The organism is Pseudomonas sp. NyZ201 (assembly GCF_049860765.1).
GTDB classification, from domain to species: domain Bacteria; phylum Pseudomonadota; class Gammaproteobacteria; order Pseudomonadales; family Pseudomonadaceae; genus Aquipseudomonas; species Aquipseudomonas bharatica.
In genome coordinates this window covers 2,230,482-2,248,836 of record NZ_CP187557.1, presented here as the reverse complement: position 1 = coordinate 2,248,836, position 18,355 = coordinate 2,230,482, and the positions used below count along the sequence as shown (strand labels likewise).

The window sequence follows — 18,355 nt, the reverse complement described above, 5'->3', positions numbered from 1 at the left end:
TTCACTGCCATCCTTGAAATCAGTGGCCGCTACGCAGCATCTCCTTCGGCACATACTTGCCGATCTCGTACTTGCCGATCGCCGCACGGTGCACTTCATCCGGGCCGTCGGCCAGGCGCAGGGTGCGCTGCATCGCGTACATGTAGGCCAGCGGGAAGTCCCCGGAAACCCCGGCGCCACCATGGATCTGGATCGCCCGGTCGATCACCCTCAGCGCCACGTTCGGCGCCACCACCTTGATCTGCGCGATTTCGCTGCGGGCAACCTTGTTGCCTGCAGTGTCCATCATGTACGCCGCCTTCAGGGTCAGCAGGCGGGCCATGTCGATTTCCATGCGCGAGTCGGCGATCTTGTCGACGTTACCGCCCAGCCGCGCCAGCGGACGACCGAAGGCGGTACGCGCCACCGAGCGCTTGCACATCAGTTCAAGGGCCCGTTCGGCCATGCCGATGGAGCGCATGCAGTGGTGGATACGGCCAGGACCGAGGCGTCCCTGGGCAATCTCGAAACCACGGCCCTCGCCGAGGATCACGTTCTCGTACGGTACCCGCACGTTCTCGAACAACACTTCGGCATGGCCATGGGGCGCGTCGTCATAACCGAATACCGGCAGCGGGCGAACGATCTTCACCCCTGGCGCATCGGTGGGCACGAGGATCATCGAATGCTGTTGGTGACGCGGGTTGTCCGGATTGCTCAGGCCCATGAAGATCATTACCTTGCAGCGCGGATCGCAGGCACCGGAGGTCCACCATTTGCGCCCGTTGATCACCCACTCGTCACCCTGGCGCTCGGCGCGGGCGGCCATGTTGGTCGCGTCGGACGAGGCTACGTCCGGCTCGGTCATGGCGAAGGCGGAACGGATCTCGCCACGCAGCAGCGGTTCCAGCCATTGGCGCTTCTGCTCCTCGCTGCCGTAGCGCACCAGCACTTCCATATTGCCGGTATCCGGCGCCGAGCAGTTGAACGGCTCCGGCCCCAGCAGCGAACGGCCCATGATCTCGGCCAACGGCGCATATTCCAGGTTGGTCAGGCCGGCGCCCAGCTCCGACTCGGGCAGGAACAGGTTCCACAGGCCCTCGGCCTTGGCCTTGTTCTTCAGCTCTTCCATGATCGCCGTCGGTTGCCAGCGATCACCCTCGGCGACCTGGCGCTCGAACACCGCTTCGGCGGGATAGACATAGGCATCCATGAACGCCGTGACGCGCTCGCGCAGGGCCTGGACCTTGGGTGTGTAGGCGAAATCCATCAGCAGTACCTTCTTCGGGAAAGGGATCTGCAACGGATGCTAGAACACCGGTCACAATCCACCTAGTCTATTTTCGGCGTGTATAAACATTCATAACCGATATATGATCGGCCGATAACACCAACAAGAGCAGTGCCCATGAACCTGAACAAGGTCGACCTGAATCTGTTCATCGTTTTCGATGCGATCTACACCGAAGCCAACCTGACCCGTGCCGGACAGATCGTCGGCATTACCCAGCCCGCGGTGTCCAACGCCCTGGCCCGGCTGCGCGAAACCTTCAACGATCCGCTGTTCGTGCGTACTGCCCAGGGCATGGTGCCGACGCCGATGGCGCAGAACATCATCGGCCCGGTGCGCAACGCCCTGTCGCTGTTGCGCGTATCGGTGCAGGAAAGCCGGATCTTCAACCCGTTGCAGGCCAACAAGACGTTCCGCATCAGCATGACCGACCTCACCGAGGCGGTGGTGCTGCCGCCGCTGTTCCAGCGCCTGCGCCGCCTGGCGCCGGCAGTGGTGATCGAAAGCTTCCTGTGCAAGCGCCGCGAGACCACCAAGGAGCTGGCCGCCGGGCGCCTGGACTTCGCCGTGGATGCGCCGCTCAACACCGACCCGCAGGTGCGCCACGTCAAGCTGATGCAGGACCAGTACGTCTGCGCGCTGCGCCAGGGGCATCCGATGGCGAAGGAGCGGATCAGCCTCGACGAGTACATGGGCATGACCCATATCCATATCTCCAGCCGCCGCAACGGTCTGGGTTACGTGGACCTGGCACTGGGCAAGATGGGCCTGCAACGGCGCATCGCCCTGCGCTCGCAGCATTACCTGATGGCCTCCCAGGTGCTGCAGCAGACCGATATGGTGATGACCGTGCCGGAGCGTTTCGCCCGGCGTCATCAACTGAACTACGTACGCTTGCCGGTGAACGACGTGCCGCCACTGGAAACCCATCTGTACTGGCATGAAAGCACCGACCAGGACCCAGCCAACCGCTGGATGCGCGAGCAGATGATCGAGTTGTGCCAGGCGGTGGTGGCGCAGGATGAGCGGGAGGCGAAGCAGTAGGCGGGAAGGCAATCGCGGGACCGGTCAGGGGCAGGGAGTGCGTGGTTCCCTGCCCTGAACAGGCTCCGCGATTGTGTTTTTACTCACAAGTGTGGTGACCTCGAGGGCCTCATCGCTGGCAACGCCAGCTCCCACAGAGTCGGCGTCGTACTCAGGCCCACCGGTCGACACACGACCTTGTGGGAGCTGGCGTTGCCAGCGATGAGGCCCTAAAGCTCACCACAAAATCAGAAGGTCATTTCCTTCACATCGTCGGCCACGATCAGCTTGCCCGCGGTCTTCTCGATGATCTCCTCGACACTTACCCCAGGCGCCGTCTCCTTGAGGATGAAGGCGCCATTGTCGATTTCCAGGTAGGCCAGGTCGGTCAGCACCTTGCGGATGCAGCCGGCGCCGGTCAGCGGCAGGCTGCAGCGTGGCAGCAGCTTGGATTCGCCGTCCTTGGACGCATGGGTCATGGTGACGATGATGTTCTCGGCACCGGCCACCAGGTCCATCGCCCCGCCCATGCCCTTGACCAGCTTGCCGGGGATCATCCAGGAGGCGATGTTGCCTTCCACGTCCACTTCGAAGGCGCCGAGCACGGTGAGATCGACATGCCCGCCGCGGATCATGGCGAAGGATTCGGCCGAGTTGAAGATCGACGCGCCACGGCGGGCGGTCACGGTCTGCTTGCCGGCGTTGATCATGTCGGCATCGAGCTGGCCTTCGGTGGGGAATTCGCCCATGCCCAGCAGGCCGTTTTCCGATTGCAGCATCACGTCCATATCGGCGGGGACGTAGTTGGCCACCAGTGTCGGAATGCCGATGCCGAGGTTGACGTAGTAGCCGTCCTTGAGTTCGCGGGCGACGCGCTGGGCCATTTGTTCGCGGGTAAGTGCCATGGTCAGGATCTCTTCGTTGTTCTGGGGACGGGTCAGGCTTTGACGGTGCGCTTTTCGATGCGCTTCTCGAAAGTGCCGACGATGACCCGGTCGACATAGATGCCCGGGGTGTGGATCTCGCTTGGCAGCAGCACGCCCGGTTCGACGATCTCCTCGACCTCGACCACGGTGATCCGGCCGGCGGTGGCGGCCAGCGGGTTGAAGTTCTGTGCGGTGTTGCGGTACACCACGTTGCCGTAGTGGTCGGCCTTCCAGCCCTTGACGATGGCGAAGTCGCCGGTGATGGCTTCTTCGAGGATGTAATGGCGCCCGTTGAACTGGCGCACTTCCTTGCCTTCGGCGACCGGGGTGCCGTAGCCGGTGGCGGTGTAGAAGGCCGGGATCCCGGCGCCACCGGCGCGCATCTTCTCGGCCAGCGTGCCTTGCGGGGTGAGTTCCACTTCCAGTTCGCCACTAAGCAACTGGCGTTCGAACTCAGCGTTCTCGCCTACATAGGAGGCGATCATCTTGCGGATCTGGCGGTCTTCCAGGAGTACGCCGAGGCCGAAGCCATCGACGCCACAGTTGTTGGAGACCACGGTCAGGCCGGTGACACCGCGGCGCTTGATCTCGGCAATGAGGTTCTCGGGAATGCCGCAGAGGCCGAAACCGCCGGCCAGTACCGTCATGTCGTCGGTCAGGCCTTCGAGGGCCTGTTCATAGGTTGCTACGCGCTTGTCCAGTCCGGCCATGTGATCCGCCTTGTTGTCGTTGTAGGGCTGGACGGATCTTCCTCCCTGCAGACTGATTTGTTAATTTTGTTTTTCTCATTGATTGATTTGGATTTCAAAACAATTCCATGAACCTCAAGCAATTGCGCGCCTTCGTCGCGGTCGCCACCTACCAGAGCTTCGCCCAGGCCGGTGAGCACCTGCATCTATCGCAGCCTGCCCTGAGCCTGACCATCAAGGGTCTGGAAGAGCAACTCGGCGGCGCCCTGCTCAGCCGTACCACGCGCAGTGTCAGCCTGACGCCGGAGGGCGAAGTGCTGCTGCCTCTGGCCCGGCGCCTGCTGGCGGACTGGGACAACACCGAGGAAGTGCTGCGCCAGCATTTCACCTTGCAGCTGGGGCGGGTCTCGGTCGCGGCGATGCCGGCCTTTGCCGGCAACCTGCTGCCGCCGGTGCTCAAGCTATTTCGCCAGCGCTATCCGCGGGTGAACGTCACGGTGCATGACGTGATCAATGAACAGGTACTGGAACTGGTCCGGCATCGGCGAGTGGAGCTGGGCATCGGTTTCGAACCGGAATCCAGCGAGCCGCTGCTGTTCCGGCCGTTGTACCTGGACCGTTTCGTCGCCGTGGTGCCGAAAGACTCGCCGCTGGCAGGGCAGGCCCAAGTGAGCTGGACGGAGTTGCTGCGCGAGGATTTCATTGCCCTGCAGCGGCCGTCGGCGGTGCGCCTGTTGCTGGAACGGCATGTGGCGGCGGATCACGGCAAGCTGGCGGTGGCGTTCGAAAGTCACCAGTTGTCTACCATTGGCCGGATGGTCGCCAACGGACTGGGGGTCAGTGCCGTGCCGGCGCTGTGCATCGGCCAGATGCGTGAGCTGGGAGCGCAGTGCGTGGCGCTGGTGGAGCCGGTGGTGGAGCGCAGGATCGGCGTGACGATGCTGGCGGATCATAAATTGTCGGCAGCGGCGCAGGCGGTTCTGGATGTGTTGGAGGCAGAAGTGACTGCGCCGGTTCTGACTTGAGAACACGGACCCTGTGGGAGCGGGTTCACCCGCGATTGCGGTAGTGAATTCACTGTTGCAATCGCGGGTGAACCCGCTCCCACAGGGTCCGCACAAGGCTGAGAGACAGGAGAGACTTCAAATATGAGAACGACAACACTCGGCAACCACCAGGTCCCGGTCATCGGCCAGGGCACCTGGTACATGGGTGAAGACCCGGGCCAGCGCCGGCGTGAGGTCGCCGCCCTGCAGCAAGGCATCGACCTTGGCCTGACGCTGATCGATACGGCGGAGATGTACGCCGAAGGCGGCGCCGAGGAAGTGGTCGGCGAAGCCCTGGCCGGGCGCCGGGACCAGGTCTTCCTGGTCAGCAAGGTCTATCCGCACAACGCCAGCCGCCAAGGGGCCATTGCCGCCTGCGAGCGCAGCCTGCAACGCCTGGCCACCGACCATATCGACCTGTACCTGCTGCACTGGCGCGGCCAGTACCCGCTGGAAGAAACCGTGGAGGCCTTCGAGCGCCTGCGCGAAGCGGGCAAGATCGGGCGCTGGGGAGTGTCCAACTTCGATAGCGACGATATGCGCGAGCTGGACAATCCGGCCTGCGCTACCGACCAGGTGCTGTACAACCCGGAGCAACGCGGCATCGAGTTCGACCTGCTGCCCTGGTGCCGCGAACACCAGGTACCGGTCATGGCCTACTGCCCGCTGGCCCAGGCCGGGCGCCTGCTGCGCCATCCGGTCCTGGCGCAGGTCGCCGAACGCCACGGCGTCACACCCGCCCAGGTCAGCCTGGCCTGGGTCACCCGCAATGACGGGGTGATCGCGATCCCCAAGGCGGTGGAGCCACGCCATGTACAGCTCAATGCGGCGGCAGGCCGGTTGGTCCTCGATGCCGAGGACCTGCAAGCCATCGACCAGGCCTTCCCTGCACCGACCCGCAAGCAACGCCTGGCGGTGGTCTGACCCTCAGTGAAAGTCCCGGCTACGCACATCCAGCCCGCTCAATAGCGGGCTGAGATCTTCCAGGCGCCGGGCGATCAGATGGCGTACGCCATCGGCGAACTCCAGCTTGCCGCGTACCTGCATCAGTTGTGCACCTACCAGCACCCGTCGCTGGCGCTCGGCCAGATCGCGCCAGACCACCACGTTGAGCATGCCGAACTCGTCTTCCAGGGTAACGAAGGTCACCCCGCTGGCGGTCTGCGGGCGCTGCCGGCCGACTACCAGCCCGGCCACGCTGATGCTGTCGCCATGCGCCACATCGTCCAGCGCCCGCGAATTGCGACAGCCCAGGGCGGTGAGACGACGGCGCAGCAGGCTCAGGGGATGCGGGCCAAGGGTGGTGCCGATGCTGTTGTAGTCGGCGAACAGGTCCTCGCCCACGCTGGGCGCGGGCAACGCCACCGCGATTTCCGGAGTCGGCTCGATGCCGGCGAACAAGGGCAGTTGCGCCTGCACCGCGGCCACTTCCCAGCGCGCCTGGTAACGGTGCCCCGCCAGCGCAGCGAGCGCACCGGCATCGGCCAGCAGGTCGCGGGCGCGGTTGTCGAGCCCGGCGCGCAGACACAGGTCACCGACATCGCGGAACGCCTGTACTTCCCGCACCCGGGCCAGACGCCGGGCATCCTCTTCGCGAAAACCGCGCACCTGGCGCAGGCCGATACGCAGGGCCAGCGCGCCGCCCTGCCCCGGTTCCAGGCTGCAATCCCAGTGGCTGTGCCGGACATCCACCGGGCGGATCTCGATGGCATGCCTGCGCGCGTCCTGGAGGATCTGGTCCGGACTGTAGAAACCCATGGGCCAGCTGTTGATCAGGGCGCAGGCGAAGATCGCCGGCTCATGGCACTTGAGCCAGCAACTGGCGTAGGTCAGCAGGGCGAAACTGGCGGCATGGGACTCGGGAAAGCCGTAGCTGCCGAAGCCCTTGATCTGCTCGAAGATGCGTTCGGCGAACGCCAGGTCGTAGCCGTTGCGCAACATGCCCTCGGTGAGGCGAATGCGATGTGGCTCGAGCCCGCCATGACGCTTCCAGGCCGCCATGGAGCGACGCAACTCGTCGGCTTCGCCGGGGGTGAAGTCGGCGGCGACGATGGCCAGGGACATGACCTGCTCCTGGAACAGCGGTACGCCGAGGGTGCGTTCGAAGACCGCCTTGAGCTTTTCCGAGGGATAGACCACCTCTTCCTGATTGTTTCGCCGACGCAGGTAGGGATGCACCATGTCCCCCTGGATCGGCCCCGGCCGCACGATCGCCACCTGGATCACCAGGTCGTAGAACTTCTGCGGCCTGAGCCTCGGCAGCATGGCCATCTGCGCCCGCGACTCGATCTGGAACACGCCGATGGTGTCGGCGCGGCTGATCATGTCGTAGGTGGGGCGGTCGTCCGCCGGGATTGCGGCGATGCTCAGGCGCTTGCCGCGATGCACCTCGTAGAGATCGAAGCAGCGGCGCAAGGCGCTGAGCATGCCCAGCGCCAGTACATCGACCTTGAGCAGGCCCATCATGTCGAGGTCGTCCTTGTCCCACTGGATCACCGTGCGCTCTTCCATCGCAGCGTTCTCCACCGGCACCAGGGTATCCAGCGGCTGCTCGCTGATAACGAAGCCGCCGGGGTGCTGGGACAGGTGCCGGGGGAAGCCCATCAGTTCGCCGGTCAGGGTCAGGACCCGGTGCAGCAGCGGGCTGTCCGGGTCGAAGCCGGCTTCCACCAGGCGCTCGGGCGACGGCACCCGGTCGCTCCAGCGCCCGCAGCAGTCGGACAAGGCGCCCAACTGGTCCGGCGGCAGGCCCAGCACCCGGCCGATATCGCGTATCGCGCCGGAGGCATGGTAAGTGCTGACCACCGCCGTCAGGGCGGCGCGATGGCGACCGTAACGCCTGAACACGTATTGCAGGACTTCCTCGCGGCGGTCGTGCTCGAAGTCCACATCGATATCCGGCGGCTCCTTGCGTTCACGGGACAGGAAGCGTTCGAACAGCAGGCTGGTCTGGCTCGGGTCCAGCTCGGTGATGCCGAGGACGAAACACACCACCGAATTGGCCGCCGAGCCACGGCCCTGGCACAGGATGCCCTGCTCGCGGGCGAAGCGGACGATGTCATGGACGGTGAGGAAGTAGGACTCGTATTCAAGGTCGGTGATCAGTTGCAGTTCGTGTTCCAGTGCTTGGCGATTCTTGTCGCTGATGCCCGCCGGCCAGCGCGTGGGGATTCCTCGCTCGCAGAGGTCGCGCAGCCAGGCGCTGGCGGTGTAGCCCTGGGGCACGATTTCGTGGGGGTACTGGTAGTTGATGTCGCGCTTGAGTTCGAAGTGACAGCGTGCGGCGATCCGCGTGGTTTCCTCCAGCAAGGCCGGTGGATACAGCGCGGCCAGTTGTTCGACCGCACGCAGATGGCGCTCGCCATTGGCGAACAGGCGGTGCCCGGCCTCGGCAACGGTGGTGTGATGGCGGATGGCGGTCATGCAGTCCTGCAAGGCTCGTCGCCCCCGGCTGTGCATATGCACGTCGCCGCAGGCCAGCGGACGGATATCCAGCTCACGGGCCAGGGCCAGCAAGTCCTGCAGGCGCTGGCGGTCGTCATGGCCATGGTGCAGGTGCACGGCCAGCCACAGGCGCTCGCCGAAAATCTCGCGCAGCCAGCGGCCCGGGGCCGGGTCGTCCGTAGTATCCGCAACCCAGAGCGCCAGCAGGCCGTCCATGGGTTGTTCGAAGTCTTCGCGCAGAACCCGGTAGCTGCCCTTTTCCGTACGCCGCCGGGCCTGGGTGATCAAGCCGCACAGACGCTGGTAACCCGTCGGGTTTTCCACCAGCAGCACCAGCTTCGGGCCGTCTTCCACGCGCATCTCGCTGCCGACGATCAGCGGCAGTTCGACCTTTCTCGCCGCATCCCAGGCCCGGACGATCCCGGCCAGGGTGCATTCGTCGGTGATCGCCAGGGCCTTGTAGCCCTGCTGTTTCGCTCGCCCGAACAGCTCCATCGCACTCGATGCCCCGCGCTGGAAACTGAAGTTCGACAGGCAATGCAGCTCGGCATAACCACTCATGCGAACCAGCCTTGCAGCCACAGCGGGCTGTCGCGGCTTTCGCCCAACTGGCGATAAGCCCAGCCGCGCTGGCCGGCGGCGGTCTCCACCAGGTAATAGTCACGGCGCACATCGCCGCCATCCCACCAGCCGGACTCGATGCGCTCCGGCCCGGCCAGCAGGCGCAGGCCGTTCAGCGGCAGGGATCGCGGCGCTTCCAGCAACCAGCCGGGACGCGGTGCCGGGCCAGGAGCGCAGGCAGCCGGCAGATCAGCACTGCGCCAGGCATATTCCGGACGGTGATCGGCCACCACACCCACGGTACGCACCGCATCATCGCCGAGACGGGCCCGCAGGCGTTCGCGCAACTGCTCCCAACCCTGTTGCTGCTGGGCCCTGGCCGAGAACAATTCGCCGGCCAGGGGCACGAAGGCCGGCAGTTCCTCGGCACTCAAGCGCAGGTTGCGCACCGCAGCGCGCAGGGTCAGTTGCTCCAGGCGGCCGCGGGCCAGCTCCAGCAGGCGCCCGGCGTCGCGTTCGGCCGCCAGCAGGCCGACCTGCAGCCGCGTGTCGGCGCCCTCGGCATGTTCCAGGAACAGGTCGAAGCGCTGCACCCCGGCATCGCGCCCGGCAAGAAAGGCGGCCAGGTCCTCGATCATCCGCCGTAGCGGAAACAGCAGGGCCTGGCTGGACTCCACATCGAAGTTCAGCTCCAGCCGCGACTCGAAACGGTCCGGCGGCAGGTAGCAGTCCAGGGCCATGGCACGCAGCCCCAGCAAACGGTCCAGATGCAGTTGCACCTGGGCGGGGAAACGCCTGGCCAGGGTTTCGCGGGGCAGCGTCAATACCTGGTGCAAGTGGCGCAGGCCCATGCGGCTGAAGGCCGTGACGGCGTCCGCAGGCAGGCCAAGGCGATCGATGGGCATGGCCGCCAGTGCGGCACGGGTGAGCTCGGCATCGCTGGCTGCCAGCCCGTCATGGGCATTGGCCAGCATCCGCGCCGCCACCGGGTTGCTGGCCAGGACGATACGGTGGCTGAAGCCCAGGGCCTTCAATTCCTTGCGCAAGCAGGCCTCGAATCTGGGCCAGGGTCCGAACAGGCCCAGGCTGGATTCCACTTCGAGCAGCAGGGCACGGGGGTAATGCAGGCTGACCTGGGAACTGAAGCGGTAGGCCCAGGCGGCAAGCAACTGCTGCTGGCACTCGGTAGCAGCAGGATCGTGCTCCACCGTGGTGAAACCGCCGGCCAGGGCCTGGGCCGTGGCCAGGCTTTGCCCGGCGCGCAGGCCAAGGGCCCGGGCAGGCGGATTGACCGCCTGCACTATCCGGCGATTGGCCGGACCGGTAATCAGAACCAGCGGTTGATCGGCGTCTTCACGCCTGCGCAGGACACTGTCGAGCGCCAGTTGCGGTAACAGGATGCAAGCCCAGAGCATGGCGTCTCACCCTGTGCGTCCGCTGGCGGCGATTGGCCGGGCCGGCGCCAGCCCGCCACGGCACTTGAGTACCCGCCATTGCGCCGGCTTGCTATCGACAGCGATGCGCAGGGCCGCAGGCGACGGATTGAGCGCAGCACCCTGGTCGCGACAGGCGAAGGCCAGGGCCTGGCCGGTTTCGGCAGCCACCTGCAAACGCCGTAATGCACGGTCATCGGCACGCTGTGGCCAGCACAGCACGGCGGCGCAACTGCCGGAGCGCAGGCATTGCTCGGCAGCCCACAGGCTTTCCTTGCTGCCCGCCTCGATCACCGACAGCCAGCGCAAATCCACGCCCGCGGCCTGCCAGGCCGGAGGATAGGGAATGAACGGCGGAGCCACCAGCACCACCCGCTCACCAGCCGAGGTCAGGCGTGCCAGGCTGGGCCAGAGCAGTTGCAGCTCACCCGCGCCCTCCTGCGCCAGCAACAGTTCAGTGAGGGCGGCCGCCGGCCAGCCACCGCCAGGCAGCACCGCATCCAGTGCGGCATGCCCTGTGGGCTGCAGGCCATGGTCCTCGACCACCGGCCGGCCTTTCCAGACACGGCGGGTATCGAGCAGCCCGTCGAGGCTGACCACCGCGCCCATCAGTCACGCCTGACCAGGCCGCAGAACACGCCTTCGATGACGAAGTCGCGGTCCGGACCGACGATGATCGGCTCATAGGCCGGGTTGCGCGGGAGCAAGCGGTAGTGGCCGTTGCCACGTTCGAAACGCTTGATGGTCACCTCGCCATCGAGTCGCGCGACCACGATCTGGCCGTCCCGGGGGTCGGGCTGCTGGCGGATGCCCACCAGGTCGCCGTCGAGGATGCCGTCGTCGATCATCGAATCGCCACGGACCTTGAGCAGGTAGTCCGGGCTGCGGCTGAACAGGTGGGCATCGAGCAGCAACTGCTCGTGGATATCCACGTCCGGGCCGATCGGTCGGCCCGCCGCTACCTGGCCGAGCACCGGGATGTCCAGCACCTCGGGCCGACGCAAGGGACCGGCCAGGCGGATGCTGCGCGCCTGGTTCGGCGTGATCTCGATGAAACCGGCCTCGCAAAGGGCCTGGACATGCTTGCGCGCCACGCTGCGCGAGGCGAAACCGAAGGCCTGGGCGATGTCGGAAAGGCTCGGCGGCCGTCCTTCTCCGGTGATGCGATCACGGATGAAGGTGAGGATGGCGCTGCGTTTGGGAGAGAGTCTGGTCATGGGGTACATTTGTACTCTTTTCGTACTCCACTGACCAGCACCATCGATCGGCGGGTATGATGGCCGTTCATCGTTCTACGGATATGCACCATGCTCGACGCCCTGCTTTTCGACCTCGACGGCACCCTGGCGGATACCGACAAGCTTCACCTGCTGGCCATGCAGCAGTTGCTGCACGAGGATGGCCGTACCCTGACCGAGGCGGAATTCGAGGCGCATATCAGCGGACGGGCCAATGCCGACCTGTGCCGCTACCTGTTTCCCGATCGCCCGGTAAACGAACACCGGGCCTTTGCCGACCGCAAGGAGGCGCGCTTTCGCGAGCTGTCGCCGACCTTGCAGCCGACGCCGGGCCTGCTCCGCCTGCTGGAGTACGCCGAGGACCGTGGCATCGGCATGGCGGTAGTGACCAATGCACCGCGGGCCAATGCCGAGCACATGCTCCAGGCGCTGGATCTGGCCGGGCGTTTCGAGCACGTGCTGGTGGCGGAGGAACTGCCGAAAGCCAAGCCGGACCCGCTGCCCTACCTCACCGGGTTGCAGCGCCTGGGTGCGCAGGCGGAACGGGCATTGGCATTCGAGGATTCGGTGCCGGGGGTCAAGGCGGCCAGTGGTGCGGGGATCTTTACCGTGGGATTGTCGACGAGCCAGACGGTGGAGGCATTGAGGGCGGCGGGGGCGCAGTTGGTGGTGGCGGATTTCGAGGATCCGCGGTTGTGGGAAGTCATTAAAAGCATCTGAAGAGCGACGCGGACCCTGTGGGAGCGGGTTTACCCGCGATAACGATGGTGAATCCACTACCGTAATCGCGGGTGAACCCGCTCCCACAGGGTTCAGTGCAGACTCCAATCACCTTGACGTATACGTCAACCTGGCTTTAGGTTAGGCGCCATATCGCCTTCATGCAGAGCCAGCCCATGAGCAGCCAGACCTACAGTATTTCCGACCTGTCCCGCGAGCTGGACATCACCACCCGGGCCATCCGCTTCTACGAGGAACAAGGTTTGCTGAGCCCCGAGCGGCGCGGCCTGGAACGGGTCTATTCGGCACGCGACAAGGTCAGCCTGAAACTGATCCTGCGTGGCAAGCGCATCGGTTTTTCCCTCGCCGAGTGCCGCGAACTGATCGAGCTGTACGACCCCACCGGCGGCAATACCCGGCAGCTCAACAGCATGCTGGCGAAGATCGCCGAGCGCCGTGCCCAGCTGGAGCAGCAACTGCTCGACATCCAGCAGATGCAACTGGAACTGGATACCGCCGAAGAACGCTGCCAGCAGGCGCTGGCAGCAACCCTGAACACGCAGAACAACAACGGCCATTGAGCCCCACCAGGAAGCCCCCGCCATGCCATTGCCCGCCAAAGTGCGTCTGGTCGAAGTCGGTCCCCGCGACGGCCTGCAGAACGAAGCCCAACCCATCAGCGTCGCCGACAAGGTGCGCCTGGTCGACGACCTGACCGATGCCGGCCTGTCCTACGTCGAAGTGGGCAGTTTCGTCTCGCCGAAATGGGTGCCGCAGATGGCCGGTTCGGCCGAAGTCTTCGCCGGCATCCGCCAGCAGCCGGGCGTCACCTATGCCGCCCTGGCGCCGAACATGCGCGGCTTCGAGGACGCCCTCGCCGCCCGGGTCAAGGAAGTCGCGGTGTTCGCCGCCGCCTCCGAGGCCTTCTCCCAGCGCAATATCAACTGCTCGATCAGCGAGAGCCTGCAACGCTTCGTGCCGATCATGGAGGCTGCGCGCCAGCACGGTGTGCGGGTACGCGGCTATGTGTCCTGCGTGCTCGGCTGCCCGTACGAGGGCGAGGTGGACGCAGCCCAGGTCGCCGCCGTGGCCCGCGAGCTCTATGAAATGGGCTGCTATGAAGTGTCCCTCGGCGACACCATCGGCACCGGCACCCCGGGGGCCACCCGTCATCTGTTCAACGTGGTCGGCGCCCAGGTGCCACGCCCGCACCTGGCCGGGCATTTCCACGACACCTACGGCCAGGCCCTGGCCAACGTCTATGCCAGCCTGCTGGAAGGCATCAACGTGTTCGACAGCTCGGTCGCCGGCCTCGGCGGCTGCCCGTACGCCAAGGGCGCCAGCGGCAATGTGGCCAGCGAAGACGTGGTGTACATGCTGCAAGGCCTGGGCATCGATACCGGCATCGACCTGGAGCGGTTGATCGCCGCTGGCCAGCGCATCAGCGCCGTGCTCGGTCGCGCCACTGGCTCGCGGGTAGCACGTGCGCGTAACGCCTGCTGAGGAAGTGGTAACACTGTGCACTCGGTCACAAAGTGTTACCGCCTACCCACTGCCCAGGGAAATTCCGGGTAACACGGAAACAAATCAGCGGTTTTTCCCGCGCAGGCTTTTCCATCAAATTCTTCAACACATTGATTTTATTGGATTTTTAAAAGTTGGCACGGCACCTGCTTTATCTCTGGCACAACAAGAATAAAAAATGCGGCAAACCCAATAAAAACAAGACGTACCGGATCTGACATAACAAGAACAATACGGCAGAGACGAAGCTAACTGATTTTTTTGAAGTGGATGGCTTTTCCGGGGCGTGCCCCGCAACCAGACAGAGAACAATAAAACTACCTCAAGGTAGCGCCCGTCACGGTTGGATCAGCAATGATGAAGGTCGATCAGCGCTCAAAAAAATACGTTTGCTCTTGACCCCGGATGGGGGTCGCACAAAACAGCGACAAGAGGCAACGGTTGACAAAAACAACAACAGACCGCCCTCCAATAACAAAAAAAGAGCACGCAACAATCTTTGAGGGGAGCTTCGGCTCCCCTCAGTGCATTCAGGCCTTGCCATTTTCCTCCTTGTCTCCTTCCTCCCTGCGCTTCCTCTTGTGTTCCTCGTCCTCGAACAGGTCCACCACCCACGGCATGATCGAAAACACCACCAGCGCCAATATCGTGCTGAACAACGCCGTGGCCTCGCGGCCCATTCCGGCGGCCACGCCTATGGCGGCGGTCATCCACAGGCCGGCGGCGGTGGTCAGGCCCTTGACGTGACTGGCATCCAGATCGTGCCCCTTGAGGATGGTACCGGCGCCGAGGAAGCCGATCCCGGCGACGATCCCCTGCACCACCCTGCTCAGCGCCGCATCGTCAGCCCCGGCCATGCGCGGGACCAGGACGAACAGTGCCGCACCAATGGCCACCAGCATATGGGTGCGCACCCCGGCGGCCTTGCCTTTCATCTCGCGCTCGAAACCGAGCACCGCCCCCAGAAGCGCGGCCATCAGCAGGCGTACCGAAACCTGGGTCAATTGTTTCGCATCGGTAATGTCGGCGAACTCCGCCACAAGCGTCATCCACACTTCATCCCACCAGGCATCCATGGCGTTTTCCTTATCAGTGCTGTCAGTCGATGGACAACAGCCGCTTCGACAAAGTGCGATGCAACCGCTGATCGGCTCGAGGCCGCAAGCGGGACGGGCCGATGGTCTACCCCATAGGCCCTTTGCACGAGGAACACACCATGCCCATCCAGATCGATGACACCACCCAGCGCTGCACCCTGATCAGCGAAGAACTGAATATCGAAGGCAACGCCAGCGAAGTGCAGGTGCTGACTGACGAGAACCTGCGCATGTCCGTGGCCGAACTGGCCGGCAAGCGCGTGCCGATCACCGAAGCGGAAGCCGATGCGCTGACCGTGGCTGGTGCGGTGGATGGTCGCAGGCACCTGAAAAGCAGCGCTCCAGGCTCGATAATCTAAGGCCTGCAGGCCTTTCGCGGAAAATCTGATACGGTTTTTATCGGGATACCTGAATCTGTTCTGAATACAGATCGCTCGCCATAGTGCCCTGGCCTGATCGAGGCCTGATGAGCGACGAACCATGAGCGAACCTATTCCCGTCAAGATCGTTGAAGTTGCCGAGCCGACCCACAAGAAGAAGGCCGCCAGCAGCGACCAGCAGATCTTTACCCGCAGCTTTACTGGCCTGTACCGCAACCTGCGCCTGGGTGGCGCAGGCTTTCTTTTCCTGCTGTTCTTCGCCACCGCCTGGCTGGACTGGGGTGGCCGCCAGGCCGTGCTCTGGGACCTGGCCGAGAGCAAGTTCCATATCTTCGGCGCGACCTTCTGGCCACAGGATTTCATCCTGCTCTCGGCGCTGCTGATCATCTGCGCCTTCGGCCTGTTCGCCATCACCGTGTTCGCCGGGCGGGTCTGGTGCGGCTATACCTGCCCGCAAAGCACCTGGACCTGGCTGTTCATGTGGTGCGAGAAGGTCAGCGAAGGCGACCGCAACCAGCGCATGAAACTGGACAAGGCGCCCTGGGGGCCGAACAAGCTGGCCCGCCGTGCCCTCAAGCACAGTCTCTGGCTGGCCATCAGCCTGCTGACGGGCCTGACCTTCGTCGGCTATTTCACGCCGATCCGCCCGCTGGCAGAAGAGCTGTTCACCTTGCAGGCCGGTGGCGTCAGCCTGTTCTGGATCCTGTTCTTCACCGGCGCCACCTATATCAATGCAGGCTGGTTGCGCGAGGCGGTGTGCATGCACATGTGTCCCTACGCCCGCTTCCAGAGCGTGATGTTCGACAAGGACACCCTGGCCGTGGCCTATGACCCGCGTCGCGGCGAGAACCGCGGTGCGCGCAAGAAGGACCAGGACTACAAGGCCGCCGGTCTCGGCGACTGCATCGACTGCACGATGTGCGTACAGGTCTGCCCGACCGGCATCGATATCCGCGATGGTCTGCAGATGGAATGCATCGGTTGCGCCGCCTGCATCGATGCCTGCGACAGCATCATGGACAAGATGAACTACCCGCGCGGCCTGATCGGCTACAAGTCCGAGCACAGCCTGCAAGGCGGGCGCACCCACTGGCTGCGCCCGCGCCTGCTGGGCTACGTCACCGTGCTGGTGGTGATGATCGGTGCCCTGGTCATCGCCCTGCATGAACGGCCGATGCTGTCCATGGACGTCATCAAGGACCGCGGCCTGTTCCGCGAGAATGCCCGCGGCCAGATCGAGAACATCTACGTGCTCAAGGTGATCAACAAGACCCAGGTAGCGCAGAACTACCAGTTGCGTTTGCTGGATGCCGAGGGCTTCGAACTGCATGGCCAGACCCGCTTCAGCATTCCCGCCGGGGAAATGGCCGAGCTGCCGGTATCGGTAGCGATGCTGGGCGAACGGGCAAGCAGCAGTTCGCAGGAACTGGACTTCGAACTGGTGGACAGCGACGAACCGGCAATCCGCGCCGTGGCCCGCAGCCGCTTCGTTGCCCCGCTCAACCGCTGATCCCCTACACTGCGTGCACTTCGAACCAGCAGAGCCATGATGAAACGCTACGAGAAATTCGCCGACGACATTGCCGAACTGATCTACACCGGGGTCCTCGGACCCGGCCAGCGCGTGCCGTCGGTGCGCTACGCCAGCCAGACCCACGGGGTCAGCCCGTCCACGGTGTTCCAGGCCTACTACCTGCTGGAACGCCGCGGGCTGATCCGCGCGCGGCCGCGCTCGGGGTATTTCGTCAACGCCCATGCGCCGAAACCGTTCAGCGAACCACGGATCGGCGAGCCGGCCAGCGAGTCCACCGAGGTCGACGTCAGCGAACTAGTGTTCTCCATCCTCGAATCGATCAAGGACCCGCACACCGTGCCGTTCGGCTCGGCGTTCCCCAGCCCTGCCCTGTTCCCCCTGCAACGCCTGGCCCGCTCGCTGGCCAGCGCGACCCGAGACATGGACCCGCGCATGGTGGTCACCGACCTTTCGCCGGGCAATCCGCAACTGCGCCGGCAGATCGCCCTGCGCTACATGGTCGGCGGGCTGATGCTGCCGATGGAGGAACTGCTCATCACCAACGGTGCCCTGGAAGCCCTGAACCTGTGCCTGCAGGCGGTGACCGAGCCGGGCGACCTGGTGGCGATAGAGGCACCGGCGTTCTACGCCTGCCTGCAGGTGCTCGAGCGCCTCAAGCTCAAGGCCGTGGAAATCCCCGTGCACCCGCGCGAGGGCATCGACCTGGGGGTATTGGCCCAGACCCTGGAGCGGCACCCGGTAAAGGCCGTGTGGTGCATGACCAACTTCCAGAACCCGGTGGGCGCCAGCGTGCCGGAAGAAAAGAAGCGGGCGCTGGTCGAGTTGTTGCGCCAGCACCAGGTGCCGCTGATCGAGGACGACGTCTACGCCGAGCTGTATTACGCCCAGCAGGCGCCGAAGCCGGCGAAAGCCTTCGACACCGAGGGCCTGGTGATGCATTGCAGTTCCTTCTCCAAAAGCCTCGCCCCCGGCTATCGGATTGGCTGGGTAGCCGCCGGACGTTTCGCCCGCACCATCGAACGGCTCAAGCTGATGACTTCGCTGTGCGCCTCGATGCCTGCCCAGGCGGCCATCGCCGACTACCTCCAGCACGGCGGCTACGACCGCCACCTGCGCCGCCTGCGCTACGCCCTGGAAGAACAGAAGAACGCCATGCTCGCCGCCATCGCCCGGCATTTTCCCGCCTCGGTACGGGTCAGCCATCCTTCGGGCGGTTACTTTCTTTGGCTGGAACTGCCGGAGAGCATGGACTCCCTCAAACTGTTCCAGATGGCCCTGGCCCAGGGCATCAGCATCGCCCCGGGGCCGATCTTCTCGCCGACCCGGCGCTTCCGTCATTGCATCCGCTTGAATTACGGCAGCCCCTGGACCGAGCAATCGGAAAAAGCCATGGAAACACTCGGACGGATCGTACGCTCCTTCTAGCCGCCGGATCAGCGGCGGTCTAAAGTGGCGCCATTGGCCTGCGTC

Annotated in this window: 17 protein-coding genes; 9 read left to right on the top strand and 8 right to left on the bottom strand. The window is 64.6% G+C overall.

The annotated features are described in order from the left end of the window. Window positions 1-19 precede the first annotated feature (19 nt). Window positions 20-1,249, bottom strand: coding sequence for an acyl-CoA dehydrogenase (locus ACPFMA_RS10060; RefSeq protein ID WP_064303235.1), 1,230 nt, complete (start codon window positions 1,247-1,249; stop codon window positions 20-22). A 138-nt stretch (window positions 1,250-1,387) separates the two neighbouring features. On the opposite strand from ACPFMA_RS10060, the gene ACPFMA_RS10055 reads away from it, so the two are divergent. Continuing rightward, window positions 1,388-2,314, top strand: coding sequence for a LysR family transcriptional regulator (locus tag ACPFMA_RS10055; protein ID WP_009401027.1), 927 nt, complete (start codon window positions 1,388-1,390; stop codon window positions 2,312-2,314). Between the two features lie 227 nt (window positions 2,315-2,541). On the opposite strand, the gene ACPFMA_RS10050 is transcribed toward ACPFMA_RS10055, so the two are convergent. Then, window positions 2,542-3,198 carry a CoA transferase subunit B gene (locus ACPFMA_RS10050; RefSeq protein WP_009401028.1) on the bottom strand — a complete coding sequence of 219 codons (657 nt, stop codon included), beginning with the start codon at window positions 3,196-3,198 and terminating at the stop codon, window positions 2,542-2,544. A 32-nt stretch (window positions 3,199-3,230) separates the two neighbouring features. Continuing rightward, window positions 3,231-3,929 (bottom strand): CoA transferase subunit A, encoded by a 699-nt coding sequence (locus ACPFMA_RS10045; RefSeq protein ID WP_009401029.1) that lies wholly within the window; start codon window positions 3,927-3,929, stop codon window positions 3,231-3,233. A gap of 107 nt (window positions 3,930-4,036) precedes the next feature. On the opposite strand from ACPFMA_RS10045, the gene ACPFMA_RS10040 reads away from it, so the two are divergent. Together ACPFMA_RS10040 and ACPFMA_RS10035 are read left to right on the top strand one after the other, a co-directional pair. Continuing rightward, a complete protein-coding gene (locus ACPFMA_RS10040; RefSeq protein ID WP_420059489.1) occupies window positions 4,037-4,933 on the top strand; it encodes a LysR family transcriptional regulator in 897 nt (298 codons plus the stop codon). A gap of 123 nt (window positions 4,934-5,056) precedes the next feature. Next, a complete protein-coding gene (locus ACPFMA_RS10035) occupies window positions 5,057-5,878 on the top strand; it encodes an aldo/keto reductase (RefSeq protein WP_064303232.1) in 822 nt (273 codons plus the stop codon). Window positions 5,879-5,881: 3 nt separating this feature from the next. Here ACPFMA_RS10035 and ACPFMA_RS10030 read toward each other — a convergent pair whose 3' ends face one another. Genes ACPFMA_RS10030 through lexA form a run of 4 tightly spaced genes read right to left on the bottom strand, consistent with a single transcriptional unit; the run spans window position 5,882 to window position 11,618 of the window. Further along, window positions 5,882-8,980: an error-prone DNA polymerase gene (locus tag ACPFMA_RS10030; RefSeq protein WP_425930090.1), complete on the bottom strand. Its 3,099-nt coding sequence runs from the start codon at window positions 8,978-8,980 to the stop codon at window positions 5,882-5,884. Next, on the bottom strand, window positions 8,956-10,374 hold the full coding sequence (locus tag ACPFMA_RS10025; RefSeq protein WP_425930089.1) for a Y-family DNA polymerase: 1,419 nt from the start codon (window positions 10,372-10,374) through the stop codon (window positions 8,956-8,958). Before ACPFMA_RS10025 ends, ACPFMA_RS10030 begins: the two co-directional genes overlap by 25 nt. Before the next feature lie 6 nt (window positions 10,375-10,380). Beyond that, the gene (imuA, locus tag ACPFMA_RS10020) at window positions 10,381-11,001 is read right to left on the bottom strand and encodes a translesion DNA synthesis-associated protein ImuA (protein ID WP_064303229.1); all 621 of its coding nucleotides are present in this window, start codon (window positions 10,999-11,001) and stop codon (window positions 10,381-10,383) included. Continuing rightward, window positions 11,001-11,618: a transcriptional repressor LexA gene (gene lexA / locus ACPFMA_RS10015; protein ID WP_009401036.1), complete on the bottom strand. Its 618-nt coding sequence runs from the start codon at window positions 11,616-11,618 to the stop codon at window positions 11,001-11,003. The genes imuA and lexA overlap by 1 nt, the downstream gene beginning before the upstream one ends. Before the next feature lie 81 nt (window positions 11,619-11,699). Here lexA and ACPFMA_RS10010 point away from each other — a divergent pair, with 81 nt between their 5' ends. The 3 genes from ACPFMA_RS10010 to ACPFMA_RS10000 all read left to right on the top strand — a co-directional run bounded on the left by ACPFMA_RS10010 (window position 11,700) and on the right by ACPFMA_RS10000 (window position 13,853). Further along, entirely contained in the window at window positions 11,700-12,350 is a 651-nt protein-coding gene (locus ACPFMA_RS10010; RefSeq protein ID WP_064303228.1) for an HAD family hydrolase, read from the top strand. Between the two features lie 176 nt (window positions 12,351-12,526). After that, a complete protein-coding gene (locus ACPFMA_RS10005; protein ID WP_009401038.1) occupies window positions 12,527-12,931 on the top strand; it encodes a MerR family transcriptional regulator in 405 nt (134 codons plus the stop codon). Between the two features lie 22 nt (window positions 12,932-12,953). Further along, a complete protein-coding gene (locus ACPFMA_RS10000; RefSeq protein WP_425930088.1) occupies window positions 12,954-13,853 on the top strand; it encodes a hydroxymethylglutaryl-CoA lyase in 900 nt (299 codons plus the stop codon). A gap of 551 nt (window positions 13,854-14,404) precedes the next feature. Here the strand turns inward: ACPFMA_RS10000 and ACPFMA_RS09995 are convergent. Beyond that, window positions 14,405-14,950, bottom strand: a complete 546-nt coding sequence (locus ACPFMA_RS09995; RefSeq protein ID WP_064303226.1) for an MgtC/SapB family protein — start codon at window positions 14,948-14,950, stop codon at window positions 14,405-14,407. Window positions 14,951-15,090: 140 nt separating this feature from the next. On the opposite strand from ACPFMA_RS09995, the gene ACPFMA_RS09990 reads away from it, so the two are divergent. From ACPFMA_RS09990 to mapR, 3 genes are all read left to right on the top strand, one after another. Beyond that, window positions 15,091-15,330: a DUF3203 family protein gene (locus ACPFMA_RS09990; RefSeq protein ID WP_420059496.1), complete on the top strand. Its 240-nt coding sequence runs from the start codon at window positions 15,091-15,093 to the stop codon at window positions 15,328-15,330. A 121-nt stretch (window positions 15,331-15,451) separates the two neighbouring features. Next, window positions 15,452-16,861: a cytochrome c oxidase accessory protein CcoG gene (gene ccoG / locus ACPFMA_RS09985; protein WP_425930087.1), complete on the top strand. Its 1,410-nt coding sequence runs from the start codon at window positions 15,452-15,454 to the stop codon at window positions 16,859-16,861. A 39-nt stretch (window positions 16,862-16,900) separates the two neighbouring features. Next, window positions 16,901-18,310 carry a GntR family transcriptional regulator MpaR gene (mapR, locus tag ACPFMA_RS09980; protein WP_420059498.1) on the top strand — a complete coding sequence of 470 codons (1,410 nt, stop codon included), beginning with the start codon at window positions 16,901-16,903 and terminating at the stop codon, window positions 18,308-18,310. Window positions 18,311-18,355 lie beyond the last annotated feature (45 nt).

Coding starts and splice junctions, on each gene's coding strand:
- ACPFMA_RS10045 (WP_009401029.1), bottom strand. CDS start 3,929: ATGGCCGGACTGGACAAGCGCGTAGCAACCTATGAACAGGCCCTCGAA.
- ccoG (WP_425930087.1), top strand. CDS start 15,452: ATGAGCGAACCTATTCCCGTCAAGATCGTTGAAGTTGCCGAGCCGACC.
- ACPFMA_RS10060 (WP_064303235.1), bottom strand. CDS start 1,249: ATGGATTTCGCCTACACACCCAAGGTCCAGGCCCTGCGCGAGCGCGTC.
- ACPFMA_RS10035 (WP_064303232.1), top strand. CDS start 5,057: ATGAGAACGACAACACTCGGCAACCACCAGGTCCCGGTCATCGGCCAG.
- mapR (WP_420059498.1), top strand. CDS start 16,901: ATGAAACGCTACGAGAAATTCGCCGACGACATTGCCGAACTGATCTAC.
- ACPFMA_RS10040 (WP_420059489.1), top strand. CDS start 4,037: ATGAACCTCAAGCAATTGCGCGCCTTCGTCGCGGTCGCCACCTACCAG.
- imuA (WP_064303229.1), bottom strand. CDS start 11,001: ATGGGCGCGGTGGTCAGCCTCGACGGGCTGCTCGATACCCGCCGTGTC.
- ACPFMA_RS09995 (WP_064303226.1), bottom strand. CDS start 14,950: ATGGATGCCTGGTGGGATGAAGTGTGGATGACGCTTGTGGCGGAGTTC.
- ACPFMA_RS10050 (WP_009401028.1), bottom strand. CDS start 3,198: ATGGCACTTACCCGCGAACAAATGGCCCAGCGCGTCGCCCGCGAACTC.
- ACPFMA_RS10025 (WP_425930089.1), bottom strand. CDS start 10,374: ATGCTCTGGGCTTGCATCCTGTTACCGCAACTGGCGCTCGACAGTGTC.
- ACPFMA_RS10005 (WP_009401038.1), top strand. CDS start 12,527: ATGAGCAGCCAGACCTACAGTATTTCCGACCTGTCCCGCGAGCTGGAC.
- ACPFMA_RS10055 (WP_009401027.1), top strand. CDS start 1,388: ATGAACCTGAACAAGGTCGACCTGAATCTGTTCATCGTTTTCGATGCG.
- ACPFMA_RS10010 (WP_064303228.1), top strand. CDS start 11,700: ATGCTCGACGCCCTGCTTTTCGACCTCGACGGCACCCTGGCGGATACC.
- lexA (WP_009401036.1), bottom strand. CDS start 11,618: ATGTACCCCATGACCAGACTCTCTCCCAAACGCAGCGCCATCCTCACC.
- ACPFMA_RS10000 (WP_425930088.1), top strand. CDS start 12,954: ATGCCATTGCCCGCCAAAGTGCGTCTGGTCGAAGTCGGTCCCCGCGAC.
- ACPFMA_RS09990 (WP_420059496.1), top strand. CDS start 15,091: ATGCCCATCCAGATCGATGACACCACCCAGCGCTGCACCCTGATCAGC.